The 25258-nt window shown below is 60.7% G+C and carries 22 protein-coding genes; 6 read left to right on the top strand and 16 right to left on the bottom strand.

Features of this window, described 5'->3' with window-relative positions; translation table 11 throughout:
* Nucleotides 1–8 precede the first annotated feature (8 nt).
* Nucleotides 9–1466, bottom strand: coding sequence for a carbon starvation CstA family protein (locus INF37_RS06110; protein WP_101691189.1), 1458 nt, complete (start codon nt 1464–1466; stop codon nt 9–11).
* 396 nt (nt 1467–1862) lie between these two features.
* Here INF37_RS06110 and INF37_RS06105 point away from each other — a divergent pair, with 396 nt between their 5' ends.
* From INF37_RS06105 to INF37_RS06095, 3 genes are all read left to right on the top strand, one after another.
* Nucleotides 1863–2669 carry a M55 family metallopeptidase gene (locus INF37_RS06105; protein WP_101691190.1) on the top strand — a complete coding sequence of 269 codons (807 nt, stop codon included), beginning with the start codon at nt 1863–1865 and terminating at the stop codon, nt 2667–2669.
* Nucleotides 2669–3622 (top strand): NYN domain-containing protein, encoded by a 954-nt coding sequence (locus INF37_RS06100; RefSeq protein ID WP_193537100.1) that lies wholly within the window; start codon nt 2669–2671, stop codon nt 3620–3622. Before INF37_RS06105 ends, INF37_RS06100 begins: the two co-directional genes overlap by 1 nt.
* 212 nt (nt 3623–3834) lie before the next feature.
* Nucleotides 3835–4725, top strand: a complete 891-nt coding sequence (locus INF37_RS06095; RefSeq protein WP_193537098.1) for a 3-hydroxyacyl-CoA dehydrogenase family protein — start codon at nt 3835–3837, stop codon at nt 4723–4725.
* Nucleotides 4726–4805: 80 nt separating this feature from the next.
* On the opposite strand, the gene INF37_RS06090 is transcribed toward INF37_RS06095, so the two are convergent.
* The 11 genes from INF37_RS06090 to INF37_RS06040 all read right to left on the bottom strand — a co-directional run bounded on the left by INF37_RS06090 (nt 4806) and on the right by INF37_RS06040 (nt 18079).
* Nucleotides 4806–7388: an FAD-dependent oxidoreductase gene (locus tag INF37_RS06090; protein WP_193537096.1), complete on the bottom strand. Its 2583-nt coding sequence runs from the start codon at nt 7386–7388 to the stop codon at nt 4806–4808.
* A gap of 184 nt (nt 7389–7572) precedes the next feature.
* Nucleotides 7573–8391: a C40 family peptidase gene (locus INF37_RS06085; protein ID WP_101691194.1), complete on the bottom strand. Its 819-nt coding sequence runs from the start codon at nt 8389–8391 to the stop codon at nt 7573–7575.
* A 41-nt stretch (nt 8392–8432) separates the two neighbouring features.
* Nucleotides 8433–8942, bottom strand: a complete 510-nt coding sequence (locus tag INF37_RS06080) for a hypothetical protein (RefSeq protein ID WP_193537095.1) — start codon at nt 8940–8942, stop codon at nt 8433–8435.
* 53 nt (nt 8943–8995) lie between these two features.
* Entirely contained in the window at nt 8996–9787 is a 792-nt protein-coding gene (locus INF37_RS06075; protein ID WP_186963297.1) for a serine hydrolase, read from the bottom strand.
* A 19-nt stretch (nt 9788–9806) separates the two neighbouring features.
* The gene (locus INF37_RS06070) at nt 9807–10724 is read right to left on the bottom strand and encodes a S66 peptidase family protein (RefSeq protein WP_193537093.1); all 918 of its coding nucleotides are present in this window, start codon (nt 10722–10724) and stop codon (nt 9807–9809) included.
* A 101-nt stretch (nt 10725–10825) separates the two neighbouring features.
* Nucleotides 10826–11758 carry an ATP-binding cassette domain-containing protein gene (locus INF37_RS06065; RefSeq protein WP_193537091.1) on the bottom strand — a complete coding sequence of 311 codons (933 nt, stop codon included), beginning with the start codon at nt 11756–11758 and terminating at the stop codon, nt 10826–10828.
* Nucleotides 11751–12794: an ABC transporter ATP-binding protein gene (locus INF37_RS06060; RefSeq protein ID WP_180956688.1), complete on the bottom strand. Its 1044-nt coding sequence runs from the start codon at nt 12792–12794 to the stop codon at nt 11751–11753. The genes INF37_RS06065 and INF37_RS06060 overlap by 8 nt, the downstream gene beginning before the upstream one ends.
* A gap of 12 nt (nt 12795–12806) precedes the next feature.
* Nucleotides 12807–13802, bottom strand: a complete 996-nt coding sequence (locus INF37_RS06055) for an ABC transporter permease (RefSeq protein WP_101691199.1) — start codon at nt 13800–13802, stop codon at nt 12807–12809.
* Nucleotides 13802–14752, bottom strand: a complete 951-nt coding sequence (locus tag INF37_RS06050) for an ABC transporter permease (protein ID WP_101691200.1) — start codon at nt 14750–14752, stop codon at nt 13802–13804. Before INF37_RS06050 ends, INF37_RS06055 begins: the two co-directional genes overlap by 1 nt.
* Nucleotides 14753–14902: 150 nt before the next feature.
* Nucleotides 14903–16873, bottom strand: a complete 1971-nt coding sequence (locus INF37_RS06045; protein WP_328821040.1) for a peptide ABC transporter substrate-binding protein — start codon at nt 16871–16873, stop codon at nt 14903–14905.
* Between the two features lie 117 nt (nt 16874–16990).
* Nucleotides 16991–18079, bottom strand: a complete 1089-nt coding sequence (locus INF37_RS06040) for a dipeptide epimerase (RefSeq protein WP_101691202.1) — start codon at nt 18077–18079, stop codon at nt 16991–16993.
* Nucleotides 18080–18441: 362 nt separating this feature from the next.
* Between INF37_RS06040 and INF37_RS06035 the strand changes: the two genes are divergently transcribed.
* Nucleotides 18442–19464: a helix-turn-helix transcriptional regulator gene (locus INF37_RS06035; protein WP_207730449.1), complete on the top strand. Its 1023-nt coding sequence runs from the start codon at nt 18442–18444 to the stop codon at nt 19462–19464.
* Nucleotides 19465–19515: 51 nt separating this feature from the next.
* Here INF37_RS06035 and INF37_RS06030 read toward each other — a convergent pair whose 3' ends face one another.
* On the bottom strand, nt 19516–19848 hold the full coding sequence (locus INF37_RS06030) for an arsenate reductase family protein (RefSeq protein ID WP_101691204.1): 333 nt from the start codon (nt 19846–19848) through the stop codon (nt 19516–19518).
* 4 nt (nt 19849–19852) lie between these two features.
* On the bottom strand, nt 19853–20071 hold the full coding sequence (locus tag INF37_RS06025; RefSeq protein WP_101691205.1) for a DUF1653 domain-containing protein: 219 nt from the start codon (nt 20069–20071) through the stop codon (nt 19853–19855).
* 450 nt (nt 20072–20521) lie between these two features.
* On the opposite strand from INF37_RS06025, the gene INF37_RS06020 reads away from it, so the two are divergent.
* On the top strand, nt 20522–22180 hold the full coding sequence (locus tag INF37_RS06020; RefSeq protein ID WP_101691206.1) for a ribonuclease J: 1659 nt from the start codon (nt 20522–20524) through the stop codon (nt 22178–22180).
* 59 nt (nt 22181–22239) lie between these two features.
* Here INF37_RS06020 and INF37_RS06015 read toward each other — a convergent pair whose 3' ends face one another.
* Both INF37_RS06015 and INF37_RS06010 read right to left on the bottom strand, forming a co-directional pair.
* Entirely contained in the window at nt 22240–22986 is a 747-nt protein-coding gene (locus tag INF37_RS06015) for a polysaccharide deacetylase family protein (RefSeq protein ID WP_186963295.1), read from the bottom strand.
* A 161-nt stretch (nt 22987–23147) separates the two neighbouring features.
* Nucleotides 23148–23900: a copper homeostasis protein CutC gene (locus tag INF37_RS06010; protein ID WP_193537090.1), complete on the bottom strand. Its 753-nt coding sequence runs from the start codon at nt 23898–23900 to the stop codon at nt 23148–23150.
* 178 nt (nt 23901–24078) lie between these two features.
* Between INF37_RS06010 and INF37_RS06005 the strand changes: the two genes are divergently transcribed.
* Nucleotides 24079–25254: an ROK family transcriptional regulator gene (locus INF37_RS06005; protein ID WP_193537088.1), complete on the top strand. Its 1176-nt coding sequence runs from the start codon at nt 24079–24081 to the stop codon at nt 25252–25254.
* Nucleotides 25255–25258 lie beyond the last annotated feature (4 nt).

Raw genomic sequence — 25258 nt, 5'->3', positions numbered from 1 at the left:
GGCGTATGTTATTTTGCCTGCGCAGCCAGCTCGTGGTTGATATCGTCCTTGTGTACGATAAAGGTGCGCCACCAGAAGATGCAGAAGAAGAGGATGGCGGCCACGATGCCCACGGGGTAGGCAATGGAGGTGGACAGGTGCAGGCACTCGGGGGCCTGGAAGAAGTAGGTGATGGAGACCGCGGACATGAAGGTCGCGGGGATGGCGGCCATCAGGCTGGCGATGGGAGGATAGCCGTATTTGTGGATGAACACGCCGCCAGTCCACAGAACGATCATGGCCAGGGTCTGGTTGGACCAGGAGAAGTATCTCCAGATCATGGAGAAGTCCAGCTGGGACAGGATGGCGCCCACGGCCAGCAGAGGTACGGCCAGGAAGAGACGGGTGGTCATCTTGGACTGGTCAATCTTGAACCAGTCGGCGATGGTAAGACGGGCGGAACGGAACGCGGTATCGCCGGAGGTGATGGGGCAGGCGATGACGCCGATCATGGCGAGGACCGCGCCCACAGGGCCCAGCAGACCGTGGCAGATCTGGTAGACGATCTCGCCCTGGTTGTTGTTCACCGCGGCCAGAGCGCCGGAGAGACCGGCAGCGCCGTTATAGAAGGAGACACCCGCAGCGGCCCAGATCAGGGCGATGATACCCTCGGCCACCATGGCGCCGTAGAACACGGTGCGGCCCTCCTTCTCGGAGGTGATGCACCGGGCCATCATGGGGGACTGGGTGGCGTGGAAGCCGGAGATGGCGCCGCAGGCCACGCTGACGAACATCATGGCCCAGATGGGCTTTCCATTGGGGTCTTCGTTGGCGAAGTGATCCCACAGCTCGGGCATCTGGTAGCCGCCGAAGATGATGCCGCCGGCAACGCCCAGAGCCATGATGATCAGGCAGATGCCGAAGATGGGATAGAGCTTGCCGATGATCTTATCGATGGGCAGGAAGGTGGCGCACAGGTAGTAGAGCAGGATGACCACCAGCCAGAATTTGGCGTTGAGCACGGTGGGAGTCAGGCTGGCCAGCAGGCCGGCCGGGCCGGTGGAGAAGGTGGTGCCCACCAGAACCAGCAGGACCACAGAGAAGATGCGCATAATAAAGGTGATGACACGGCCCATGTACTTTCCGACTACCTCGGAGATGGAGGCGCCGTCCTCGCGCTCACTCATCATACCGGAGAGGAAGTCGTGGACGCCGCCGCCCAGGATGGTGCCGAACACGATCCACAGGTAGACCACGGGGCCCCAGCAGGCACCGGCCAGTGCGCCGTAGATGGGGCCGAGACCGGCGATGTTGAGCAGCTGGATCAGGAAGATCCGCCAAGTTTTCATAGGCATGTAGTCCACGCCGTCCGGATGGACCACGGCCGGGGTCTGCCGGTCGTCGATGTGGAACACATGCTCCATCAGCTTGCTGTACGTGAAGAAGCCCACGATCAGCAGGACCAATGCGACCAAGAATGAGATCATGAAAATCCCTCCTTCAAAAGTTCCCGCAGGAGAGAAGCACACACATTCCGCTCCCCCCGCAGATCCGGATGGGCTGCCCTGTGCGGGCCCTGCCTCCGGAAGCGGTTCCCATTATAATCTTTGTGCATATTATTTCAAGAAACGAAATAAATAGAAATATTCGGTTGATTTTTGTCAATTTTATAAGACGGACCAGTCCGAAAAAAAGCCCTGGAACTTAGGCTGGAAATGTGATGAAAAGTACGGTAGAATAAGAGAAAAGCCCGGCCCGTCTCCTTGTATAAATATTACAAGAGGATGGGTATCTGCCCACTTAGAAGGCGGTAAAATGGGTTGATAGGCCGGTAAGAGATCCCGTAGAGGCCGGCCGTGAAATGGAACGAAGGAGGAATTCCCATGAACGTATTTATCAGCGCCGATATCGAGGGTACCTGCGGCATTACGGACTGGAGCGAGACCGAGCGCAGCACCCCCTATGACTATAACTATTTCCGCAAGCAGATGACCATGGAGGTCCGCGCGGCCTGCGAGGGAGCCGTGGCCGGAGGCGCAGACGAGATCTTTGTGCGGGACGCCCACGACTCGGCCCGCAACATCGATCCCTCCCAGCTGCCTGAGCGGGTGCGCATCATGCGGGGCTGGAGCGGGGATCTGCTGAGCATGATGAGCGGCCTGGACCGGGGCAGCTTTGACGCGGTGCTCTTTACGGGATACCACGCCTGGGCCGCCTGCGGCGGGAATCCCCTCTCCCACACCATGAACCTCCAGAACGAATTTGTGACCCTCAATGGCGTGCGCATGAGTGAGTTTCTGATGAACGCCTATACGGCGGGCTACTACGGCGTACCCGTGCCCTTCCTCTGCGGGGACAAGGCCCTGTGCGACTTCGCCCAGGAGCTCATTCCGGAGATCACCACCGTGGCGGTCAACGAGGGCATCGGCGGCGCAGTGGTGTCCATGCATCCAGACGCGGCGGTCCGGGCCATCCGGGAGGGCGTCAAAAAGGCGGTCAAGAACGCGAAAAAATGCCCCGTGCCCATGCCGGAGCATTTTGAGGCCAAGATCCGCTTCCGAGAGCACAAGCGTGCCTATTCCAAGCACTTCTATCCCGGTGCCTCCCTGGAGGATGAGAAGAACGTCTCCTTTGCCTCGGACGACTGGTATGAGATGCTCCGCTTCTTCCACTTCGTCCTGAGCGACTGATGGGGGCGGGAGAACTGCGTCTGGCCGTCCTCATCGACGCGGATAATGCCCCTCGCACGGCCATCAAGGACGTGATGGCCGAGGTGGCGGTCTACGGGACCCCCACCATCAAACGGATCTACGGGGACTGGACCTCCCCCAACATGTCCACCTGGAAGCCGCTGCTGCTGGAGAATGCCATCACCCCCATCCAGCAGTACGCCTATACCACCGGAAAGAACGCCACCGACTCGGCCATGATCATCGATGCCATGGACATCCTCTACTCCGGCCGGGTGGATGGATTTGTGCTGGTGTCCAGCGACAGCGATTTTACCCGTCTGGCCACCCGTCTGCGGGAGGCCGGGATGAAGGTCTACGGCATGGGGGAGCGGAAGACGCCGGGTCCCTTCATCGTGGCCTGCGATAAATTCGTCTACATCGAGGTCATCCGGGCGGCGGGGGACCGGGCCCGGGCCGCCGCGAAGGAGGCTGCCCGCCAGGCCGCCGAGGAGGAGAAGGCGGAGCAGGCCCGGCTGGAGCGGGAAAGGAAGGAGCGGGAGAAGGCCGAACAGGCCAGGGCCTCCGAGTCTGCCCGGACCGAGAGCGGCAAGAGCGCCTCCAGACGGGGCAAGAAGAAGGCGGAACCCGCCAAGCCCGTGGAGCCGGAGCCGAAACCCGCGCCGGTCCCCGCTTCGGCGGAGGGGAGCGAGCCGGCCAACCGCATCCCGCCGGAAGTGGAGGCCCTGCTGGCCGACTCGGTGGAGGACATCGCCGACGAGGACGGATACGCCTTTATGGGGGATCTGGGTAATCTTCTGGTCAAGAAGCAGCCCGATTTTGACCCCCGTAACTTCGGTTTTTCCAAGCTGACCAAGCTGGTCAAGGCCATGGACCGCTTTGAAATCGACGTCCGCTCTACCAATCTGCCCCACGTCAAGCATATTTTTGTGCGGGACAAGGAGCCGAAATAGATCGGGAAGAAAGAAGACGGGCGCAGCTGTTTTTTCAGGAGAAATACGGCTGCGCCCGTTTTTTGTGCAAAAATTGACGGTTTTTAGGCTGGACAGGCAGAAGTGAGGTGTGGTATAATACTGCTACCAGTTAATATCTGTTCTTTTTTTGTAGGGAATAAACGGAATTATATTCCGGACAACGGAAAATAAACAGAGAATGGAGAGACATTATGGAAATCAAGAATATCTTTGTAGTAGGCGCTGGCTTTATGGGCAGCGGTATCGCCCAGACCGCTATCCAGAGCGGATACAACGTGACCATCCATGACCAGAGCGAGGGCGCTCTGGAGCGGGCCAAGACCAACATTGGCAAGAACATGGACCGCCTGGTGAGCAAGGGCCGTATGACCGAAGAGCAGAAGGCGGCCGCGCTGGCTCTGCTCACGACCTCTTCCAGCATCCACACGGCTGCCAATGCCGACCTGGTCATCGAGGCCATTTTTGAGGACCTCAACGCCAAGCGCGCCATCTTTGAGGAGCTGGACAAGATCTGCCCCAAGGATACCATCTTCGCTTCCAACACTTCCTCCATCTCTCTGACCAGCTTGGCTGCGGCCACCAGCCGTGCCGAGCAGGTGGTGGGCATGCACTTCTTCTCCCCCGTGCCTGTGATGCGTCTGCTGGAGGTGGTGCATGGCCTGCGCACCTCCCAGGAGGCCATTGACGCCGCCATGGAAGTGGGCAAGAAGATGGGCAAGACCATGATCCTGGCCAAGGACAAGCCCGGCTTCATCGTCAACCGCATGCTGCTGCCCATGCTCAACGAGGCCGTTGAGATCCTGGATGAGGACATCGGCACCGTGGCCGACACCGACGAGGGCATGAAGATGGGTTGTAACCACCCCATGGGTCCCCTGGAGCTGGCCGACATGGTGGGCCTGGACATCCTGCTGGAGGTTATGGAGACCTTCTACAACGACCTGGGCGACACCAAGTACCGTCCCGCTCACCTGCTGCGCAAGATGGTGGCCGCGGGCTACCTGGGCCAGAAGTCCGGCATGGGCTTCTACCAGTACGAGAACCGCAAGAAGGTGGGCGTCAACCCCATCTTTGACAAGTAAGAACATACCATAAGAAAAGCCGTCCCGGTCTATTTGGACCGGGACGGCTTTTTGCTTTTTACACGGAAAAGGGAGGAAGGTCAGCAGGTAGCGCCGCCCTTGAGATGCTTCTGGGCGGCCAGATTCTCCTCCTTGCGGGAGAGAAGGTCGTCCTGGAGCAGCTGCTCCTGCACGTTCTCAAAGCCCAGACGGGCCACGGTGTCGGCGAAGCGCTCGCCGGTAATGCCCTGCTCGCGGAAGAGGAGGATGGCCTTCTCGATGGTGGCGAGGACCTCCTCCCGGCTGGTAAAGACCTTCTCCAGGGCGAGACCCTGGGCCACCTTCTTGCCCCAGCGTCCGCCGATGTAGATCCGGTAGCCGTTGGTGGACTGATCCACCGCGTGGAAGGGGCACTTGCCCACGCAGCGGCCGCAGTGGTTGCAGATGTTCGGGTCGATGACCACCTTGCCGTCTACGACCTTGGCCACATGGATGGGACAGACCTGCTCCACCTGGCAAACCTTACAGCCGCGGCACTTGTCCAGCTCCACCTGGGGTACCCGCTGGCCCACCACGCCCAGATCGTTCAGGTCGGGCTTGACGCAGTTGTTGGGGCAGCCGCCCACGGCGATCTTGAACTTGTGGGGGAGCTTGATGCCGTGGTAGCCCTCGTAGAACTTCTCGTGGATCTCCTGGGAGAGATCGAAGGTGTCGATGAGGCCGTACTGGCAGGTGGTACCCTTACAGGAGACCACCGGGCGCACCTGGGAGCCGGTTCCGCCGGTCTCCAGCCCGTGCTGGGCCAGGAACTCCCGCATGGGCTCGATATTCTCGAAGGGCACGCCCTGGATCTCCAGGGTGAGGCGGGTGGTCATGGTGACCTCGCCGGAGCCGAAGCGCTCGGCGGCCTCGGCGATGACCTTCTGCTCCTCGGCGGTGATCTTGCCGTTGCGGGTGATGACGCGGCCGTTGAACTTGTCGGGGGTACGCTTATCGAAGAGGAAGCCCAGCGCCTTCACCGCGGTGATCTGCTCGGGGGTGACCGAGGCGGCCACGCCCGCGACCCGGACCTGATTGAAGGTGGTGCCGCCCTCCAGTACCCGGGTGTTGGTATAGCCGAAGTATTTCAGGCGGTTCTGGAGGAAATAGCCGCGCTTGCCCTTGGCGCAGACCAGGAGGAGCTTGGCGTCCTTGTCCAGGCCCTCCAGCGGGCCGTTGACGCTGGCCAGGTCGATGCGCACCGCGCCCTGGATGCTGGGCTGAAGGCCCACGTCCAGCACGGTGTAGTCCTTGGCCTCTCCCGCGGCGTACTGGGCGGGGGTAAAGCTCTCCAACGCGCCGGAGAGCTTGTTGAGCAGGATATACGCCGCCTGCACAAAGGGATGGATGGCGGTGGAGAAGGGCGGGGCATAGGCATAGTCCAGATTGGAGAAGTCCTCCAGCTTGGCCCCCATGGAGAGACCGGTGACGGCGATGTCCACCATCTTGTCCACGGCGCCGGGGCCCAGGACCTGGATACCCAGGAGCTTGTGGGTGGGACGGTCGGCCAGGAGCTTGACGATGAAGGAACCGGCCCCGGGATAGTAGTGGGCCTTGTCATCCACCACGCACAGGGCGGTCTCCACGTCGTAGCCCGCCGCCTTGGCGGCTGCCTCGGTGAGACCGGTGCGTCCGGCGTTGAGACCGGGGAGCTTGACCACACCGGTGCCCAGCGCGCCGGGATAGCGGACCTCCGCCCCGCCCAACAGCTGGGCCAGGGTGCGGCCCTCGTAGTTGGCCGAGGAGCCCATGGCGGACCACTGGGGGGCGCCGGTCAGACGGTTTTTCACCAGGGCGCAGTCGCCGGCGGCATAGACGTCGGGGAGGTTGGTACGCAGGTGCTCGTCCACCACCACGGTGCCCTTGAAGAGCTCGATGCCGCTGTCCGCCAGGAAGGCAGTGTTGGGCTTGATGCCGATGGAGAGGACCACCACATCGGCCGAGAGGGTCCCCATGCCGGTCTTGACGGCGTCCACCCGGCCGGAGCCCAGAATGGCCTCCAGGGGATTGCCGGTGAGGACCCGGATGCCCTTGCTCTGGAGGTGGCGCTTGACGTACTCCGCCATCTCGGGATCAAAGATATTGGGCATGATCTGGGAGGCCAGATCCACCACCGTGACGGTCAGGCCCTGGGCCTGGAGATTCTCCGCCGCCTCCAGTCCGATGAAGCCGCCGCCCACCACCACGGCCCGGCGGGCCTGGGTGGACTTCACATAGTCCCGCAGGCCGATGGCATCGTCCGGGGTGCGCAGCTTGAACACACCCTCCAGGTCCATGCCGGGCAGGGGAGGAACGATGGGAGAGGCGCCGGTGGCCAGGATACAGGCGTCATAGGTGTAGTGCTCCTCTTCGCCGGTGGCGTGATTGCGGGCAGTCACCGTCTTGGCGGTGCTGTCCAGCTTTATCGCCTCCCGGCCGGTGAGGACCTCCACGCCGGTGAGACCGGCGAATTTGGCGGGGGTGTTGACGATCAGCTCCTCCCGGGTATCAATGAGACCGCCGACATAATAGGGCAGGCCGCATCCCGCATAGGAGATGTCCTGATCCTTGGTGATAAGTGTGACCTGCATCCCGCGGTCCATGCGTTTGAGCTTGGCCGCGGCCTTGGTTCCGGCGGCGACACCGCCGATGATGAGCACCTTCATAATAAACCTCCTTCGCATCCCGACGGAAGACAGAGCTTGCTCTGCGGGCTCTTCCGGGGGATGGTTTGCACCTACCATTATAAGAGCAAACGACCCAAAGGGAAAGTACCAAATTCAAACAAGAACCGCGGACCGCGATACAATCGGTATCACGGCCCGCGGGGAGAAGGGCGATGGGATTTGATTAGAAAATACTTCCAGCTGCCGTCATGCCCTTGTCCAGGTCCTCCCGATAGTCGGGGTCGCCCGGGTTGAGGCTGTTGATGACCACGCCGTCGCTGCCGTTGCGGGCGGTGGAGTGGATGTATTTGCCCTCGCCCAGATAGAGGGCCACATGGCCGGGGAAGAAGAGCAGGTCGCCGGGCCGGATGTCCGAACGGGGGATCTCATGGAGGGGGAAGCCCTCCTTGATGTGGGCGTCCCGGTAGATGGTCACGCCGTTGAGGAGATAGCTCATGGAGGTCAGACCCGAGCAGTCGATGCCCAGAGGGGTCTTTCCGCCCCAGCGGTAGTGGGTGCCCAGATAGGTCATCGCGGTCTCCACAAAGGCGGCGCGGAGGGCGTCCTCCTCCGCGAAGGCGGGAGCGGTGTGATAGGGGGCCAGGAAGCTGGTCTTGGTGAAGCCCTCCCGGCCGTCACACAGGGAGACTCGCTGCCAGCCCCGCTCGTCGGGGGTCCCTTTGACGGCCACCAGGGCGCCCCGGGTCAGGGTCTCCACACACCAGCCCTCCACCATAGGGGCGGAGAGTACGTCACAGACGCCCTTGCGGACGATCTGCTTGGGCAGAGCCTCCCACCGGGCCACGTTGTGCTCGCCGAAGAGCAGTCCCTCCGCGGGGGCATAGCCCTCATAGCGGTAGGGGGTGCGGATGCGGTACCAGCCCGCACAGGTGTCCTCCAGAATCTCCACGGTGGAGCCGTAGAGGACCTCGTCGGCCAGCTCGCTCTGCATATGGGGGCGGGACTTCAGGGGACAGATGGGGGAATTGACAAGTGCTTTCATAGGCACACCTCATTTCAGATGGTAATGAAATCAGTTTTAAATTATATTTTTTCTATAAAACCAAAATATTTGTCACAATTAAAATCATATTGAAAGGCTTTTTTATCGCTAATTGCTGTACCGTAGACACTAATTTTAGGACTATTTTTTATATGCGAAATAGAAATTCTTCGTTGCTTATTTATAGAGTCGTCGCCTAGGCAAGCTTTAGCATCATTATAATCTAATGCAACAAAAGAAGTATTTTTCATTTTGGGGTCTGTGCATACAAGCACTACAACATTTTTTCTGCCCTCTTCAGGATAATCTTTAAGAAGGTCCATCTCTTTACTTGTAAAAATTACATCCCATTTTGTGTTTTCTTTTTTTGATTTTATAGATTCCTTTGGAGTGGCTGAGTATTTTAAAAATACTTTATAATCATGCTGCGCGATGGTAAAGCGAAGCATTTTGCTTTTTTCTCCGGCTTCAAATAGAGTTGGTTCAACTCGATTTGTAATCAAATAGGATAAAAATGCACCGCAAAAAAAGTCTACTTTTCTAATTGCCATATCAAAAGCCCCTTTTGCCTTTATATATGCATCTAAAACACGCAACAAAAAGTTTATCCGTAGATCTCGTAGATCTGCTTGGCCAGTTTTCCGATGAAGCGCTTCTGATCGGGCTGGCCGTCCAGAGCGGGACCGTCCCAGGTGAAGATACCCAGATAGAAGGGGTGGCTGAAGAGCTCGAAGATGCCGGCGTCGTGGTTCACATGGTCTAGACCGCCGGTCTTGTGGGCCACCACCACCGGCTGGGGGATGTAGCGCAGGAAGGAGTCGTTGCACCGCTGGCGGCGGAGCATGTCCAGAGCCTTCTCCTGGAGGTCGTGGGTGAGGATGGTGCCCCGGTAGAGGGCCCAATAGATACGCTCCTGGTCGGCGGCCGAGGTGTAGTTGTTTTTCCCGGCGGCCACGGCGTCCCAGTCCAGCATCTTGCGCTGGCAGACCGTGTGCTTGAGGCCCAGGGTGTCCTTGAAGTAGGCATTCATTTCATCCCAGTTCAGGAGGTCCAGCACCAGGTTAGTGGCGGTGTTGTCGCTCTCCACGATCATCCAGTAGAGCAGCTCCCACAGGGAATACTCGGGCAGGCCCAGCTCAAAAACCTCCGTGTCCGGGAGGATGGACTCCGCCGGAACAGGAACGGCCTGCTCCAGGGAGAGGCGCTTCTGCCGTACCTGCTCCAGCGCGTAGAGCAGGATGGGGACCTTGATGGTGGAAGCGGACACCACCTGGGTGTCAGGGTCAAAGGAGTGGTAGTGCTTGCCGTTGATGAGGTCGGTCATGAGGAGGGAGACCTTGCCGGGAAAGGCGTCGATCTGTTCCCGGAGCCAGGCGTCCAGTTCGGTCTTTTTCATAGAAAGCGCTCCTTTCAGTTCAGCAGAGTTCCAGCGCGGGGGAATCGGCGTCCATGGAGAGGACGGCCCCCAGCGGAAGGGCCATGGAGGGGAGGGAGTGCCCGCAGGGCAGGTTGGCGATGACAGGCACCCCGGCGGGGAGGATGAGCTCCTCAAAGAGCTGGTGGAGGGTGAGGGTGCGCTCCGGATCCTCCGGGGTGCAGTCGGTCCAGTCCCCCAGGAGGACCCCGGCGCAGTCCCGGAACTTTCCCGCGTTGCGCAGCTGGGTGAGCATGCCGTCGATGCGGTAGATATGCTCTCCGATGTCCTCCAGGAAGAGAATTTTATTCCGGGTGTCGATCTCCCAGGGGGTACCCAGGGAAGCGGCCAGCAGGGAGAGGTTGCCTCCGCAGAGCACACCCGTGGCCCGTCCGCCGGAGAGGGGCTCCAGCGGGTGGTCCGGGTGGATGGGGAGGGGACCGGCGAGGGCTCCGAAGAGGGCGCGGCGCAGATAGTCCATGGAGTAGTCGTCCACCGGCTGATAGTACTCGGTGGCGGGCATGATGGTGTGGTAGGTCACCAGGCCGCAGTCCTGATTGAGGGCAGTGTGGAGGGCGGTGACGTCGCTGTATCCGGAGAAATACTTGGGGTGGGTGCGGATGGTCTCCCAGTCCAGCAGGGGAAGGAGCCGGTGGGCGCCGTAGCCGCCCCGGATGCAGAGGATGCCGTGGATGGAGTCATCTGCAAAGGCGGCGTTCAGGTCGGCAGAGCGCTGGCGGTCGCTGGCAGCCAGATAGCCGTGGCGGTTTTCCTCCTGACAGGAGGGGAACACGACGGGGGAGAGACCCAGGTCCCGGACGGCCTGCACAGCCAGCGGGAGCCGCTGGGCCGGAACGGCGGAGGAGGCCCCCACCAGGGCCACCCGGGCGCCGGGAAAGAGCGGTTTTGGGGTAATCATGGTAACACCACCAGAAACAAAAATGTGTGGACAAAAAGGCGGGAGAGCACCGGGAATGGTCCTCTCCCGCCTCTCTATTATCGGCAGTCAGAATGTACTTGTCAACGGGAAGGTTCGCGCTGCCACTCCGCCGCCTCCCGCTCGCTGGCCAGGAGGAAGTGGCCGGGGGAGATCTCCTGCCAGAGGGGAGTCTCCTGGTCGTAGTGATGGATGGACGGGTCGTAGACCAGCAGCTTCTTTTTCTTCTCGGCGATGGGGTCGGGCAGAGGGATGGCCGAGAGAAGCGCCCGAGTGTAGGGGTGGAGGGGATGGGCAAAGAGCTCCTCGCTCTCGGCCAGCTCCACCAGACGGCCCTTGTGGATGACGGCGATGCGGTCGCAGATGAAGCGCACCACGCTCAGGTCGTGGGCGATGAAGAGATAGGTGAGGCCGCGCTCCTTCTGGAGCTGGCTCATCAGGTTGAGGACCTGGGCCCGGATGGACACATCCAGGGCGGAGATGGGCTCGTCCGCGATGATGAAGTCGGGGTCCATGATGAGGGAGCGGGCAATGCCGATGCGCTGGCGCTGGCCGCCGGAGAACTCATGGGGGAAGCGGCTGGCGAACTCCGGCAGCAGACCCACGTCGGCCAGGGCCTTGGCCACCTTCTCCTGCCGCTCGGCCTCGCCGATGTGGCGGCCGTACAGGCCCTCGGAGACGATGTAGTCCACCTTGGCCCGCTCGTTGAGGGAGGCCATGGGGTCCTGGAAGATCATCTGGATCTGCCGGGTGACCTTCCGGTCCAGCTCCCGGCTGATGCGGCCGCTGATGCGCTCTCCCCGGTAGAGGACCTGGCCCCCGGAGACCGGATTGATGCGGATGATGGCCCGGCCGATGGTGGTCTTGCCCGAGCCGGACTCGCCCACCAGACCGAAGGTCTCGCCCTCATAGATGTCAAAGGAGACCCCCTTCACCGCGTGAAAGGGATGGAGGTGTGTGCCGAAGGTGACCTGGAGATCCTGGACCTCCAGCAGTTTCTTGCGCTGCTCAGACATGGCGGTTCACCCCCTGTTCCCGAAGATGCTTGATGTGTTCCGGCGGCTCCACCTTGGGGGCCCTGGGATCCAGGAGCCAGGTGCGGGCCTTGTGGGTGGGGCTCACCTCGAAGTAGGGGGGACGCTCCACAAAGTCGATCTTGAGGGCGTGGGGATTGCGGGGGGCGAAGGCGTCCCCCTTGACCTCCAGGAAGAGGTTGGGGGGCGTGCCCTTGATGGAGTAGAGCTCCTCGCCCTTCACGCCCAGCTGGGGCAGGGAGGAGAGCAGCGCCCAGGTGTAGGGGTGCTTGGGGTCGTAAAAGACCTCCTCACAGGTGCCGATCTCCACGATATCTCCGGCGTACATGACGGCGATGCGGTCGGCCACATTGGCCACCACGCCCAGATCGTGGGTGATGTAGATGGTGGTGAGGTCGTATTTCTTCTGGAGATCCTTGATGAGCTGGAGGATCTGGGCCTGGATGGTCACATCCAGAGCAGTGGTGGGCTCGTCGCAGATGAGGATCTTGGGCCGGCAGGCCACGGCGATGGCGATGACCACCCGCTGGCGCATGCCGCCGGAGAACTCGTGGGGATACTGCTTGGAGCGGCGCTCGGGCTGGTCGATGCCCACCTCCTCCAGCACCTTGAGGACCTGGGCATGTGCCTCGGCCCCCTTGAGGCCCTGGTGGAGGACGATGGCCTCCTCGATCTGGTCGCCAATGGTCTTGAGCGGGTTGAGGGAGGTCATGGGGTCCTGCATGACCATGGCGATCTCCCGGCCGCGGATGGTGCGCCACTGCTGGTCGGTGGTGTACCCGGCCAGGTCCTGGCCGTTGTAGCGGATCTCCCCGGCCGTGACCGAGCCGTTGGAGTCCAGAAGGCCCATAAAGGTCTTGGTAAATACGCTCTTGCCGGAGCCCGACTCGCCCACGATGGCCAGGCTCTCACCCCGGTGGACGTCCAGAGAGATCCCCCGGATGGCGTGGAGCACCTGGCCCCGCAGGGTGAATTTCACGTCCAGGTCCCGGACGGACAGAATGGTCTCGGTTTCCATGATATGTCCTCCTTACTTGACGTGATTCTTGGGATCGGCGGCATCCGCGAAGGAGTTGCCCACGATGTAGAACGAGATGGTGATGATGGACAGGATGATGACGGGGAAGAAGAGCTGGTAGCTCAGGGTGGACTCCATCATCACGGTCTGTCCGGCCTTGATGAGGTTGCCCAGGGTGGGGATCTCCAGGGGCACGCCCAGGCCGATGTAGGTGATAAAGACCTCGTTGCCGATGGCGGCGGGGATGGCCAGGGCCATGCGCAGGGTGAGGATGGACACCAGATAGGGCAGCAGGTTCTTGACCATGATGCGCCAGGTGGCGGTGCCCAGGCAGCGGGAGGCCAGGTTGTAGTCCCGGTCCCGGATGATGAGCACCTGATTGCGCACCAGCCGGGCGGTCTGGAGCCAGGAGGTGAGGCACATGGCGAAGATCATGGTGCTCACGCCCGGGCGCAGGATGTAGGAGATGATGATGACCACCAGGGTCTGGGGGACGTTATCGAAGATGTTGTAGATCTCGGTGAAGAGGAAGTCCAGCTTGCGGACATAGCCCCACAGCACCCCCATGATCACGCCCAGAACTGCCTCCACACAGGCCACGGCCAGGCCGATGAGCAGGGAGGTGCGCACGCCGGACCAGATCTGGCTCCACAGGTCCTGCCCGATGGAGTTGGTGCCGAACCAGTATTCCTTGCAGGGGGCCAGGTTGGTGGCGCCCTTGTAGATGGTGTTGGCCTCGGGGGCATAGGGGAGCATGGGCTCTACCACGGTAAAGGCCAGGATACCCACCATCAGGATGAGAAAGAACATGGCCACCTTGTTCTGAGCGAAGGAGCGCAGGGTGGAGCCCCAGTAGGAGTAGTTGGAATAGCCGCCCCGCTCGCCGGCGGTGGGATCATAGGGGGCAAACTCAAAAAATTCGCTCTCGGAATAATTCCGGGAGAGGACCTCTCCCACGCTCTGGCTGAGCTGCTGGGTCTTGTGGTCTTTGAAGCGGAACGAGGGCATCAGCGGCCACCTTCTTTCTTGCCAAAGGTAATGCGGGGATCCACGATCGCCATAAGGATATCGCCTACCAGCAGGCCCAGGATGCTGATGGCGGCATAGAAGAGCACCAGGCCCTGGACCACGGTGTTGTCCTGCCGCTGGATGACGTTGACCAGCAGGCCGCCCATGCCGGGGATGGAGTAGAGGCTCTCCACATAGAGGGAGCCCATCAGAGTCAGGATCACCGAGGTGGGGATGAACTGGACCAGGGGCACAAAGGCGTTTCGGAACACGTGCTTGCGGGAGATGGCCGAGGCGGGCACGCCCTTGGCCCGGGCCAGCTTCACATAGTCCTTGTTGGACTCATCCACCATATACCGCCGCAGCCACATGGCGTAGTAGGCGATGTTGCCCAGGGCCAGGGAGAGGATGGGGAGGATGTAGGTGACGGGCCGCCCGCTGCTGATCTGCATGGGCAGATCCAGATATTTTGTGCCGTAGAATTGGATGACCAGGTAGTAGACGGCGGCGGGAACGGCCTGGATCAGAACGATGAAGGCGGTGCCCAGCTTGTCGCCGATTTTGTGCTTGGTGCGGGTGGAGCGGGCCATGAGGATGCCCATGGGCAGACCCACTGCCAGGGCGATGCCCAGGGAGGTCAGGCCGATGGCCATGGAGACCGGCACCTTCTCGGCGATGATCTTGGTGACCGGCACATTGCGGCGGTACTTGTTGGACACGCCCAGATCGCCGTGGAGCAGATCACTGTAAAAATCCAGCAGCTGAGCGGGGAGCGGCTTGTCCAGACCCAGCTCCTTGAGGCCCAGTTCCACCTGGACGGCGCTCATCTTCTCAAAGTTCTGGAAGTAGCCCTCAATGGGCATCAGGCGAAGCAGAGAAAAGACGATGGTCACGATGATAAACAGGGTCAGCAGGGAGCGCAGCAGGCGTTTGAATATGTATTTCGCCATGAGACGAGACCTCCTTGAGAGGAAAATGGGGAGACACGGCCGGGGTATATCACGGTCCCACACAGGACCTGGGGCCGTCATATAGGGCGGCTGTGGCAGACCGGGAGAAGGGGCGCCCCGGACTCACGGTCCGGGGCGCCCGCAGAGAGATTACTCGGCGTCCGCGGCGGCAATGGCAGCGGTGCGGTCCTTGAGCCACTGGTCATAGAGGGAGTTGAACTCCTCCAGGCCCATGGGCTCCTCCCGCAGCTTCTGGAACTTGAAGCACTGGAGGGCCATGCCGTAGGGGGCATACTGGGCCTCAAACACGTTGAGGCGGGTGGCCACATAGCCGGAGCTGGAGATGGAGAAGGGAACGACGATGGCGTGCTCGATGAGGAAGGCCTCGGCCTCGGCAAAGGCGGTGTAGCGGGCCTCGTCATCGTTGGTGATGGCCTTGGCCGCGTCGATGAGGGCGTAGTACTCCTCCATCAGAGCCTGGGTCTCGGGGGACTTGTTGGTGCAGGGCTTCTGGCCGATCTCCAGATTGGGATCCTGGGCCATGAAGTTGTAGGAGTTGTCCTGAGACTTGAAGGGATCGGTCCAGGTCTGGGGGTCGGCGTAGTCGGCGCCCCAGTTGCACTTCATGAAGCCGTAGTCGCCGGTGCGGCGGACCATGGAGAGGAAGTTGGTGGAGGGACCGGCCTCGACCACCACGTCGATGTAATCGGTGCCCAGCAGGCCTTCCAGCTGCTGCTCGATGACCTGGCACTCCTTATCCCAGTTGGTGGTGGCGGGGTTATAGCGCATGTACATCTGGATGGGGAAGCTGGCGCCGGCGGCGGTGAGCTCCTCCACCGCCTTGGCCTTGTAGTCCAGCGCGGTGGCCTCGTCAAAGCTGTCGCCGTCCGAGATGGCCTTCAGCGCGGGATACTGGGTGTAATCCAGACCGGCGGCCTCGGTGAAAGTGGCGGGGGTGATGGTGTTGTTGAGGAGGTTTTCAGGGGTATTGGGCTCCACCACTTCCAGGGCGTTGACCCGGTCCAGCGCGTGGAAGATGGACTGACGGAAGTTCTCATTGTTCACTGCCAGCGTCCAGTTGTCGGGGTCCAGGGACTCGTCGAAGCGGGGCTCAAAGTTGAAGCAGAAGAAATAGGAGAAGGCCACGCTGGGACGGCTGGCCGAGAGCTGATTCTGCTTCTCAGGATCGCTCTGCCAGGCCGAGAGCAGGGAGGCGTCCAGTTCGGCATAGTCCACCTCACCGCGCAGGAAGGACTCGGGGCCCAGGGTGGTGGCGGAGGCATTGTAGCGGAACTCCAGCTTGTCGATGAAGACATTGTCCTTGTCCCAGTAGGTGGGGTTCTTCACCAGGGTGCGGTGGTTCTGGGGCTCAAACTCGGACATGATGTAGGCGCCGTTGTAGAGCACGGACTGATTGTCCACGCCGAACATCTCGCCCTGCTCCTCCAGGAAGGGGCCGTACACCGGCATATAGGTGGTGTAGGACAGCACGGAGGGGAAGTAGGTGCAGGGAGAGGCCATGGTGTAGACCAGAGTATAGTCGTCCACCGCCTTGACGCCCACGTCGTCAAAGCTCACCTCGGGCACGGGCTCGATGGGATTGCCGTCGGCGTCGGTGGTCTTGGTGCCGTTCTCGCTCTCCAGCAGATAGGCGGTGTAGTTGAAGTACTCCTGGGCGTTCTTGACGATGCCGTTGTACATGTACTGGTTGGAGGAGTTGTTGGCGGCGTCGTTGACCCACTTGGCCGCGGAGACCCAGTCGTTGGCGGTGACGTCGGCCACCTCCTCGCCCTGGGCGTTGACCCACTTGACGCCCTGGCGGATCTTGAAGGTCCACTCGGTATAGTCCTCATTGTGCTCCCAGCTCTCAGCCAGAGCGGGCTTCATCACACCGTAGGGATCGTATTCCACCAGACAGTCCACCATATTGGCACACATGCGGTAGTCGTTGGTAAAAGAGGTATAGAGGTAGTTGAGGGTCTCCACCTCGCTGGAGTAGAGCTCCCGGTAGACGGACTCGCCGCCGGTGGAGCCGCCCTCGTCGCCGCCGCCGCAGGCTGTGAGACCAGCGGTCATGGACAGGGCCAGGGTCAGAGCAAGCAGTTTTTTCACTCGTTTCACGCGCGTCTCCTTCTTTCCTTTCAAGATCGGTCCCGGAGAGGGACCGTATATCAACAAGGGAAGGAAATCCTTGGACCCTTGAAGATATGGGGTTGGGGCGGACCCGGAGGTCCGCGGTCAGCTCCAGTGCTCGCAGGGGATGGCGGAGAGTCCCACGCCGGGCGCTTCCGACATGGTGACCAGCGCCTCTTCAAAGACGGGACCGCCGGTAAAGGGGTCCACCGAGCACAGGGAGGGGCCGTCCAGATCGGCCTTGGTGATGACGCTCCGGCCGCAGCAGAGATGAGCGGCGGCCGAGACCGAGAGCTTGGACTCCAGCATGCAGCCGATCATACACTCCACGCCGTAGAGCTCTGCCACATCGCAGATCTTGAGGGCCTGGTGGATGCCGCCGGTTTTCATCAGCTTGATGTTGATGAGGTCGGCGGCCCCCTTCTGTATGATATCGATGGCGTCGGCGGGAGAGAACACACTTTCATCGGCCAGAATGGGGGTATAGACCCGGCTGGTGACAAACTGCATCCCGGCGATGTCGTGGGCCTTCACCGGCTGTTCCACCAGTTCGATGTTCAGATTCCGGTCCTCCATGGCGGAGATGATGGCCACCGACTGCTTGGGGGTCCAGCCCTGGTTGGCGTCCACCCGGAGCTGTACATCGGGACCCACCGCCTCCCGGATGGCGGCGATGCGCTCCACATCGCCGGTGCCGTCCTTTCCTACCTTGATCTTCAGAATGTCATAGCCGCGGGACACGGCGTCCAGCGCGTCGGCCACCATCTCATCAATGGGGTTGACCGAAATGGTGATGTCGGTGCGGAAGGAGGTCCTGGCCCCGCCCAGAAGCTTATAGAGGGGGGCGCCCCAGCGCTTGGCCCACAGATCGTAGATGGCCATATCCACCGCCGCTTTTGCGGAGGTGTTTTTCAGGATGCAGCTGTGAAGGCGCTTCATGATACCGTCCAGGTCCTCCACATCCATGCCGATGAGGTTGGGGCGGATGAACTCCCGGATGGCGCAGGCCACCGAGCCCTTGGTGTCTCCGGTGATGACCGCGGTGGGAGGAGCCTCACCGTAGCCCACCTCGCCGGTGTCGGCCACCACGCGGACCACGATATCGTCCACATGCTCTACCGTGCGCAGGGCGGTTTTAAACGGACGGGCCAGCGGGAGGGAGATCTCTCCCACCTGGATATCCCGAATGATCATAGCGAAATGCCTCCATTCCCGATCAGATAATCGAATAAAATGAAATTAAAATTGTGTAAAGTTGCATTTTTGAATTGCGGGCAGAGAATTTTATAATTACTAAAATACTAGCATAAATTCTGATATTTGTAAAGTGGAACGGTGAAAAAAGGGAAAAGAAGCGGGCGGGACAGAAGAGACATTTGGGCAGATTGCAATATCGAAATGAAAATATTTCAAAACGGAAAATGGAGACATCTGAGAGGGAAAAAGGGGGAAAGCGGGAAAAGAACTGTATATTTTCTCACTTTATCGAGGGAAAGCGGCACTGCGTAAAGGCGCGGAGAGCCCTTTCCCAAACCGGAAAAAGAAGGTATACTAAAATGAAAGAATCCCAAAAGAAGGATGAGGTGCCCGCCGTGGCCAGACATTTCAACCAGAAGCTGAAGCTGCTCACCCTCCAGGCCCTGCTGCTGGAGCGCTCCGATGAAGAGCATCCCCTGACCACCGAGGAGCTGCGCGCTGCGCTGGCGGAACGGGGGATCGCCGCCGAGCGGAAGAGCCTCTATGACGATATGGAGACCCTGTCCCGCTTTGGACTGGACATCCACCAGCGCCGGGGACGGGGCGGAGGCTGGTTTGTGGGAGAGCGGCTTTTCCAGCTGCCCGAGCTCAAGCTGCTGGTGGACGCAGTGCAGTCCTGTAAGTTCATCACGCCGGACAAGAGCCGGGCCCTCATCCGCAAGCTGGAGGGGCTCTCCAGTGTCTACCAGGCCCGCCAGCTCCAGCGGCAGGTCTATGTGACGGGCCGGGCCAAGACCATGAACGAGAGTGTCTACTATACCATCGACCAGCTCCATACAGCCCTCTCCACCGGGCGGCAGGTCTCCTTCCGGTACTTTGAGTACAATGTGGCCAAGGAGAAGGTCTTCCGCCGGGCGGGCGCCCACTACCGGGTCTCCCCCTACGGGCTGATCTGGGACAGTGAGAACTACTACCTGGCCGGATTTGACCACGACAAGGGGGAGATACGCCACTACCGGGTGGACAAGATGGACGGCCTCACCGTTCTCTCCCAGCCCAGAGAGGGGGAGGGGACCGGCCGGGCCTTTGACGCGGCCGCCTATGGACAAAAGCACTTCGGTATGTTCGGCGGCCGAGAGGGGCAGGTCCGCCTGCGGTGCGAGAAGAGCCTGGTGGGTGTGGTGCTGGACCGCTTCGGGGCGGAGAGCATCCTGATCCCCGACGGGGAGGACCATTTTACCGTCACCGTGCCGGTGGTGGTGAGCCCGCAGTTCCTGGGCTGGATCTTCGGCCTGGGCACGGGGGTGGAGCTCACCGGACCGGACTGGGCGGTGGAGGCCTACCGGCGCCAGCTGGAGCAGGTGGGGGAGCGCTATCGGTAAAAAAACAGGCCCTGCGCAGCCCTCCGAAGGAGGGGCGCAGGGCCCAAAGCGTTATTCCCAGGTTTTCCAAATGTCCGGGCAGTAGCCCACCGTGGCCTGCTTCCCGTTGCGGACAATGGGCGTGCACAGCAGCCGGGGATCCTCCAGCAGCTTCTCCAGCTTGTCGGCGTCGTAGGCCAGATAGGTGAGCAGGGCCGCGTCCGGGTGCTTGGCGTTGATGAGGGCCTCCAGCCCCACGGCGTTTTTCACGCTGGTCAGCTCGCCCTTGCTGATGCCGTATTTGGACAGGTCCACGAACTGGAATTTGACCCGGCGCTCCTTAAAATAGCGCTGGGCCTTCTTGGTGTCAAAGCACTTGGAGGTGCCGAAAATCTGAATGTTCACCGGTTTATTCCTCCTCGATGGGGTGAAAACGCGGACCGGCATAGCCGTCCCGCTCCACCCACTCGCTCCACATGGCGGCCGGGCGGACCCAGATGCCGCGCTCCCCATAGAGTGCCTGGTAGACCACCATGGGCTCCATGGTCTCCGAGTGGCGGGCGGTATAGAGCACCTGATACTCCATCCCCTTGAAGTGGCGGTAACGGCCCGGCTTGATCTCCTGCATGGGAACACATCCTCTTTCTCCGCGCAGACATGCGGTTATTTCATGCAGTCGATTGTACCATATTTTCCCCCAATTGCAAAGGAGAAAGACCGCGGAAAACGGGGAAGGGGACCGTGCCGACGGGACGTGCGGAAAATAGAAGTATACTTTTGTGGGAAAGCATGGTATACTATAACTACCATCGTATCCCATGTGGGTACCTTTTTTATGGCTTTATGTGCGTCGAGCGCACTGAAAATAAGGCAGGACACAGCTTACATCCGATTCCGGGACGGAGAAAACGATCCCCTTTTTTCGGCGAGGCAGGGCCGGAAAGAGCGGGGCGGGCCGCCCTTGGTTTCGTGCGCCCAAAATAAAGTGTCCTTGCGTCCGGCGCGTGTCTTCGAGCTGCGGCGGACGAGATGATATTCGATTATGTGTTATTTCGAAAAGGAGTGTTTGAATCTCAATATGGCAGAAAAACTGAAAATTATTTCCCTGGGCGGTCTCAATGAGATCGGCAAGAATCTGACCGTATATGAATACGGCGGGGATATTATTGTAGTAGATGTGGGCATGGGTTTCCCGGATGACGATATGTACGGCATTGACGTGGTCATCCCGGACTTCACCTATCTCATCAAGAACCAGGACAAGATCCGGGGTATTTTCCTCACCCACGGGCACGAGGACCACATCGGTTCCATCCCCTATCTCCTGCGCAGCATCAACGCGCCCATCTATGCTACCCGCATGACGGCGGGGCTGGTGCGGCTCAAGCTGGAGGAGCACCGCCTGGTGGACAAGACCAAGCTCATCACCTGCGAGGCGGGCGAGGTGGTCAAGGCCGGGAAGTTCTCGGTGGAGTTCATCCACGTGAACCACTCCATTGCCGACGCGGTGGCCTTTGCCATCAAGACGCCGGTGGGCACGGTGGTCCACACGGGCGACTTCAAGATCGATACCACCCCCATCCAGGGCGGCATGACCGATCTGGCCCGCCTGGGCGAGCTGGGGAAGAAGGGCGTTCTGGCCCTGCTGGCCGACTCCACCAATGTGGAGCGCCCCGGCTTTACCAAGAGTGAGCGGAGCGTGGGCGAGTCCTTTGACGCGCTGTTCCGGGGATGCGATAACCGCATCATCGTCACCACCTTTGCCTCCAATGTGGACCGGCTCCAGCAGGTGATCTCAGTGGCGGCCAAGTATGGGCGCAAGGTGGCCGTGACCGGACGGAGCATGGAGAACGCCATGAAGGTGTCGGTGGAGCTGGGATATATGAAGATCCCGGACGGCGTCCTGGTGGACGTCAACCACATCAAGAGCCTGCCCGACAATAAGGTGTGCATCATCACCACCGGAAGCCAGGGCGAGACCATGTCCGCCCTCACCCGCATGGCCTTCAACACCCACAAGCAGGTGGAGATCCGCGCCGGGGACCGGGTGATCCTCTCGGCCTCCGCCATCCCGGGCAATGAGAACGCCATCGGCAGCGTCATCAACGAGCTCTACCGCAAGGACGCCGAGGTCATCAACGAGCGCAGCGGGCCCCTCCATGTGTCGGGCCACGCCTGCCAGGAGGAGCTCAAGATCATCCACGCCCTGGTCAAGCCCAAGTTCTTTATCCCCGTCCATGGAGAGCAGCGGATGCTCAAGACCCACTCCAAGCTGGCCCAGGACATGGGTATGGACCCCCGGCGCATCATCATCAGCGACATCGGCAAGGTCATCGAGCTCACCCCCAACTCCGCCAAGATCAACGGGACCGTGCCTGCGGGCAAGGTCTTTGTGGACGGCTATGGCGTGGGCGACGTGGGCAGCGTAGTCCTGCGGGACCGCAAGCACCTGGCCGAGGACGGCATGATCGTCGTGGTGGTCTCCATGTCCAGTGAAGACGGCTCGGTGGTCTCCGGACCCGACATCATTACCCGCGGCTTTGTCTACGTCAAGGAGTCCGAGGGACTGATGGAAGAGCTGCGCCGGGTGGCGGTGGGCGCGCTGGAGCAGTGTGAGCGGGAGCGGTGCACCGACTGGTCCGCCATCAAGGCGGAGATCAAGACCGATCTCTCCAATTTCCTCTACAAAAAGACCAAGCGCAACCCCATGATCCTGCCCGTTATCATGGAGGTATAACTTCATCCAATCAGAAATGCGGCACGCTCCCAGAGAGCGTGCCGCATTTTTGTACGTTCTTATGGATAGGCGCAGCGGTAGACCTTGCCGGGCTCCAGCGTGATATGCCGGGCCGCAAAGAGTTCCTCCACGGTGACAAAATAAAAGCCGCGGGCGTGGAGCTGATCCACGATACGCAGTGCGGCCTCCACGGAAGTGGGGAAGATGTCGTGGAGGAGGATGATGTCCCCGTCTTTGGCCCGGGAGACCACATGCTCCACCACCCGATCCGCGTTCTGATCGTCCCAGTCTTCCGGATCGATGGACCACAGGATGATGGGACAGCCCGCCATGGAGCGCACCGCGGGATCGGTGCTCCCGTAGGGCGGACGGAGCAGAAATCCGTTGTGGCCCAAAATCGATTGAAAGAGCGACCGGGTCTTGTCCACCTGTGCGGAGAAATCAGCGGCATTGAGCCCGGAGAGCATCACGTGGTCGTAGGTATGGATGCCGATCTGATGGCCCTCCGCGTCCATCCGCTGGAGCAGATCCTGGTTATACTCGGCCACCTGCTTTCCGATGAGAAAGAAGGTCGCCTGCACCCCGCGCGCGGCCAGGCCGTCCAGCAGGGCGGTGGTGGTGGAGCGACGGGGGCCGTCGTCAAAGGTGAGGGCAATGAGTCCGCCCGATGGGGTGGAGGAGGGTGCAGGTGTCTCCTCCACCGGCAGAGGGACATCCGCCGGAACGGCGGACGGCGCGGTCAGAAGAGCTGCCGCGCACAGACTCCATGCCAGGACCGGCAGGACAAACAGAAGCCAACGCCGCATACCATCACGCCGCCTTTCCAAATTCACTAAGGGTAGTATGCCGGAACGGCGTGTGCTCCATGCCTTCCTTATTTTTGAAATCAAATGAGACGGCGGAAAACATGCCGTACAGAACAAAAAAATTCCCCCGCCCAGATGGGCGGGGGAAGGGATACGCAGGATCAGCCGGGCAGACGGCCCACCATGCCGCCGATGTAATCGCTGTCGATGACGCTGAAGCGATCCTCGGGGGGATAGAGGGCGCCGCCGTAATAGATGGCGCGGTTGTTGTTGACGGAGGTGTCGGAGAGGGTCTTGTGGGCGGCCAGATGGATCTGGTCACAGCCGGTCTCAGAGATGATGCGGTCCATGTTGCGGGCGGTGATACCGGCGCCGGGCAGGATCTGAATGCGGCCGGCGGCGTACTGGATCATCTCACGCACGGTGTCGGTGCCCAGGGACACGTCGGGCTCCTGTCCGCTGGTGAGGACGCGGGTGATGCCCAGCTCGATGAGCACGTCCAGCACTTCCTTCCAGTCGGGGACCACGTCGATGGCCCGGTGGAACACGGTCTCCTTACCGGCCTCCTGAGCCAGCTCGGCCAGGATGCGGGTGCGCTCCTTGTCCAGCGTACCGTCCTGATGGAGGAAACCGAAGACCAGACCGTCGGTGCCGTTGGCCAGGAGCTGCTTGGCGTCCTCGATGGCGGTGGCAAACTCCGCATCGGTGTAGCAGAAGCCGCCCTCACGGGGACGGACCATGGTCATGATCTTCATGCCGGTCTCCCGCTTGGCGACGACCAGCTCGCCAATGGTGGGAGTGAGGCCGCCGTGGAAGAGATTGCTGTTGAGCTCAACCCGGTGGGCGCCCGCCTTGTGGGCCTGGATGACATCGTCTGCGCTGCCGCAGCAGACCTCCAAAATCACGCTACTCATTTTTAACATCACCTTAATAATTTAATTTTGCCTGGTGCATTAATTATAATGAAATTTGTGTTATCTGTCAATAAGAGCTTGCAATTTGCGGAGATATTGAGTATAATACAGAACAGAAAGAGAGAAATTGTACAGCGAGTTAATTAAATCATGTTATAAATGGAAGGGAAGGCGGAATATGGTTGCGGGAAAAAAGGTGGATCGCACACTGATGCACCGAAATAACACCAAACTGGTGCTCGCAGCCATCCGCAACGCAGGGGAGATGTCCCGGGCACAGGCGGCGGAAGCCACCGGTATGAGCATCGTGACGGTGGGACGCATCGTGGACGAGCTGATGGCCCGCGGCGTGCTGCGGGAGCAGGAAAAGGAGAACGGCAACCAGGTGGGACGTCCTCCCCGGGTGCTCTCTCTGGAGCGGGAGCGGCTCTTCTGCACCAGCGTCTGCCTGGAGCGGGAATATCTGCACCTGGGCCTGGTGGACCCCGGGGGAAGCCTTTGGGCCCACGAGATGGAGCCGGTGCCCGAGGGGGAATTCACTCCGGAGGAGATCCTGCCCTGGATGGCGGCACGCCTGGAGGTTTTCCTGGAGAAGCACCGAAACCGGGAGATGCGCTCCACCATCGGTGTGGTAGTCCCCGGAATTGTGGATATCGACCGGGGAGAGCTGGAGTTTTCGGCCAACTTCCGCTGGCGGAATGTGGCGGTCACCCAATATCTCCACAGCCGTCTGCCTGGATATGAATTTGTCCTGGAGAACGACACCAAGGCCATCGCTCTGGCGGAACACCACTTCGGCGCCTGCGCCGGCAGCCGGAGTATGGTGGTGCTGAGCATCGGAGATGGTATCGGCGCGGCGGTGATCCTCAATGGAGAGATCTATCGGGGAAGAGAGAATATGGCCGGGGAGATCGGCCACATCATCCTCAATCCGGCGGGCAAGATCTGTGAGTGCGGCAAAGTAGGCTGCCTCCAGACCCATCTGTCCCAGCGGACCATTCTGGCCGAGGCCCGCACCGTCTATCCCAACATCGACATGAAGGGCCTCTTTGATTATTTTCAGCGGGGAGATCCCTTTGCGGTGGCCCTCATCACCCAGGTCGTAGAGTATACCTCCATTGCCATCAATCTGCTGGCCAATACCTACGCGCCGGAAGTGGTGCTCCTGTGCGGCAGCATGCTGCGTCAGAACCCGATCTTCTCCACGCTGGTGGAGCGGAATTACCGCAGCAAGCTCAATGAATACATGCAGAATACCTTTCAGCTCCGGTTTGAGAGCTTCGGCGTCAGCGGCCATCTCATCGGCGGCGGGGCCCTGGCCCTGCGCCATGTGCTGGACGAGATGTGCCAATAAGATA

Origin of the sequence: Pseudoflavonifractor gallinarum (assembly GCF_014982855.1) — a bacterium.
In the GTDB taxonomy this organism is placed as follows: Bacteria; Bacillota; Clostridia; order Oscillospirales; family Oscillospiraceae; genus Pseudoflavonifractor_A; species Pseudoflavonifractor_A gallinarum.
The sequence above is the reverse complement of the archived record's forward strand: the minus strand, read 5'-3'. Positions and strand labels throughout refer to the sequence as shown.